Origin of the sequence: Cellulomonas septica (assembly GCF_012396155.1) — a bacterium.
GTDB lineage: Bacteria > Actinomycetota > Actinomycetes > Actinomycetales > Cellulomonadaceae > Cellulomonas > Cellulomonas septica.
On the sequence record NZ_JAAXOY010000492.1, the window covers coordinates 1 to 2,777 of the forward strand.

A 2,777-nucleotide genomic window follows, 5' to 3' on the forward strand; every position below is an offset into this window, starting at 1 on the left:
GGGACCGGGGCGCGAGCCGTGTGTTCCGCTGGGCCGCGACCGGTGCGGGCGCCCTCATCCTGGTCGTCCTCGCCGCGGTCGCGGTCTTCCTCGTGCTGCGCGCGTGGCCCGCGCTCACGACGCCGGCCGCCGAGCTGACCGAGAAGATCACGTGGCTGCGCGGCGCGGACTCGCTGGCCGCGTTCGTCGGCCCGCTCGTGTTCGGCACGGTCCTCGCCGCGGCGCTCGCGCTGCTCATCGCGACGCCGATCGCGCTCGGCATCGCGCTCTTCATCTCGCACTACGCGCCGCGACGCCTCGCGTCGGGCCTCGGCTACCTGGTCGACCTGCTCGCCGCGATCCCGTCGGTCGTCTACGGCCTGTGGGGCGCCCTGGTGCTCGCCCCGCTGGTCCAGCCGGTCTGGGCGTGGCTCAACCAGTACCTCGGCTGGATCCCGCTGTTCGGCGGCGACGTGTCGCCGACCGCGCGCGTCATCCTCACGGTCGGCCTCGTGCTCGCCGTGATGCTGCTCCCGATCATCACGGCCGTCAGCCGCGAGGTCTTCCTGCAGACGCCGCGGCTGCACGAGGAGGCGGCGCTCGCGCTCGGCGCGACCCGCTGGGAGATGATCCGGACCGCGGTGCTGCCGTTCGCGCGCTCCGGCATCATCTCCGCCGCGATGCTGGGCCTCGGCCGCGCGCTGGGCGAGACGATGGCCGTCCTGATGATCCTGTCGCCCGGGTTCCTCTACTCGTTCCGCCTGCTCGTCGCCGGCCAGCAGCAGACGATCGCCGCGAACATCGCCGCGCAGTTCCCCGAGGCCAACCCGCTGGGCGTCTCCGCGCTCATCGCGACGGGTCTCGCGCTGTTCGTCATCACGCTGCTCGTCAACATGGCCGCCCGCGCGATCGTCGCGCGCCGCAAGGACTTCTCGGGAGCCAACTGATGACCGCCGCCACCGCTCCCGTCGCCCCCGCGGGCAACGCCGACCTGCGTCGGGTGCTGTCCGCCGTCGACAAGGGCCGCCGCCGCCGCGACCGGGTCATGACGGGCCTCGTCGTCGGCGCGTTCGTGATCGCCATGCTCCCGCTCGTCTCGGTGACGTGGACCGTCATCGCGCACGGCATCGAGCGGTTCGACGCGTACTTCCTCACGCACTCGATGCGCGGCGTCTTCGGCGGCATGGACGCCGGCGGCATCTACCACGCGATCGTCGGCACGGTCGAGATCACGCTGTTCGCGACGCTCATCTCGGTGCCGATCGGCCTGCTCACCGCGATCTACCTCGTCGAGTACGGCCGCGGCGCGCTCGCCCGCTCCGTGACGTTCTTCGTCGACGTCATGACGGGCATCCCGTCGATCGTCGCGGGTCTGTTCGCGTACGCGCTGTTCGCCGTGATCCTCGGTCCCGGCGTCCGGATGGGCATCGTCGGGTCGGTCGCGCTGTCCGTGCTCATGATCCCGGTCGTCGTGCGGTCCTGCGAGGAGATGCTGCGGCTCGTGCCGAACGAGCTGCGCGAGGCCGCGCTCGCGCTCGGCGTGCCGCGCTGGCTGACCATCGTCAAGGTCGTGCTGCGCACCGCCGTCGCGGGCATCGGCACGGGCGTGATGATCGCGATCGCGCGCGTCATCGGCGAGACCGCCCCGCTGCTCGTCACGGTCGGCGTCATCGACTCGATCAACTTCAACCTGTTCGAGGGCCGCATGATGACGCTGCCCGTCTACGTGTACCGGCAGTACCAGCAGGGCCTCGTGCCGTGCGCGCCGGACGCCGTCGACTGCGTCGCGACCATCAACTACGACCGGGCCTGGGCCGCCGCGCTGACGCTGATCCTCATCGTCATGCTGCTCAACCTGATCGCGCGCCTCATCACCCGCTTCTTCGCTCCCAAGAACCTCGGCTAAGGACCCCGCATGTCTCAGCGCATCGACGTCAAGGACCTCAACATCTTCTACGGCGACTTCCGCGCCGTCGCCGACATCGAGATGGCCGTCGAGCCCCGCTCGGTCACGGCCTTCATCGGCCCGTCGGGCTGCGGCAAGTCGACGTTCCTGCGGACGCTCAACCGCATGCACGAGGTCATCCCGGGCGCGCGCGTCGAGGGCACCGTCGCGATGGACGGCGTCGACCTCTACGGCAACGACATCGACCCCGTCGCGGTCCGCCGCCAGGTCGGCATGGTGTTCCAGCGCCCCAACCCGTTCCCGACGATGTCCATCGCCGAGAACGTGCTCGCCGGCGTGCGGCTCAACAACCGACGCATCTCGAAGGGCGACGCGCAGGACCTCGTCGAGGCGTCCCTGCGCGGCGCGAACCTCTGGAACGAGGTCAAGGACCGTCTCGACCGCCCCGGCTCGGGCCTGTCCGGCGGCCAGCAGCAGCGCCTGTGCATCGCGCGCGCGATCGCCGTGAAGCCCCAGGTGCTGCTCATGGACGAGCCGTGCTCCGCGCTCGACCCGATCTCGACCCTCGCGATCGAGGACCTCATCGCCGAGCTCAAGGCGAGCTACACGATCGTCATCGTCACGCACAACATGCAGCAGGCCGCGCGCGTGTCCGACCGCACCGCGTTCTTCAACCTCGCGGGCACGGGCCAGCCCGGCCGTCTGGTCGAGATCGACGAGACGTCGACGATCTTCTCCTCGCCGCGCGAGCAGTCCACCGAGGACTACATCTCGGGCCGCTTCGGCTGACCCGTCCCGGCCGGGCACGACCCGGGACGCGCGAAGGCCCGACCGGTGATCCGGTCGGGCCTTCGTCGTGCATGGGTCGTGCGCGGTGCGCGGTGCGCGTGCC

3 protein-coding genes are annotated in these 2,777 nt (G+C 70.9%); all 3 read left to right on the forward strand.

Annotated features, from left to right (window positions below; translation table 11 throughout):
• The coding region (gene pstC / locus HGA02_RS15555) for a phosphate ABC transporter permease subunit PstC (protein ID WP_168679970.1) at positions 1 to 926 on the forward strand (926 nt) is incomplete at its 5' end.
• The gene (gene pstA / locus HGA02_RS15560; protein ID WP_168679972.1) at positions 926 to 1,885 is read left to right on the forward strand and encodes a phosphate ABC transporter permease PstA; all 960 of its coding nucleotides are present in this window, start codon (positions 926 to 928) and stop codon (positions 1,883 to 1,885) included. The genes pstC and pstA, both read left to right, overlap by 1 nt.
• A 9-nt stretch (positions 1,886 to 1,894) precedes the next feature.
• A complete protein-coding gene (gene pstB, locus HGA02_RS15565; RefSeq protein WP_124341658.1) occupies positions 1,895 to 2,674 on the forward strand; it encodes a phosphate ABC transporter ATP-binding protein PstB in 780 nt (259 codons plus the stop codon).
• Positions 2,675 to 2,777 lie beyond the last annotated feature (103 nt).

Coding starts and splice junctions, on each gene's coding strand:
- pstA (WP_168679972.1), top strand. CDS start 926: ATGACCGCCGCCACCGCTCCCGTCGCCCCCGCGGGCAACGCCGACCTG.
- pstB (WP_124341658.1), top strand. CDS start 1,895: ATGTCTCAGCGCATCGACGTCAAGGACCTCAACATCTTCTACGGCGAC.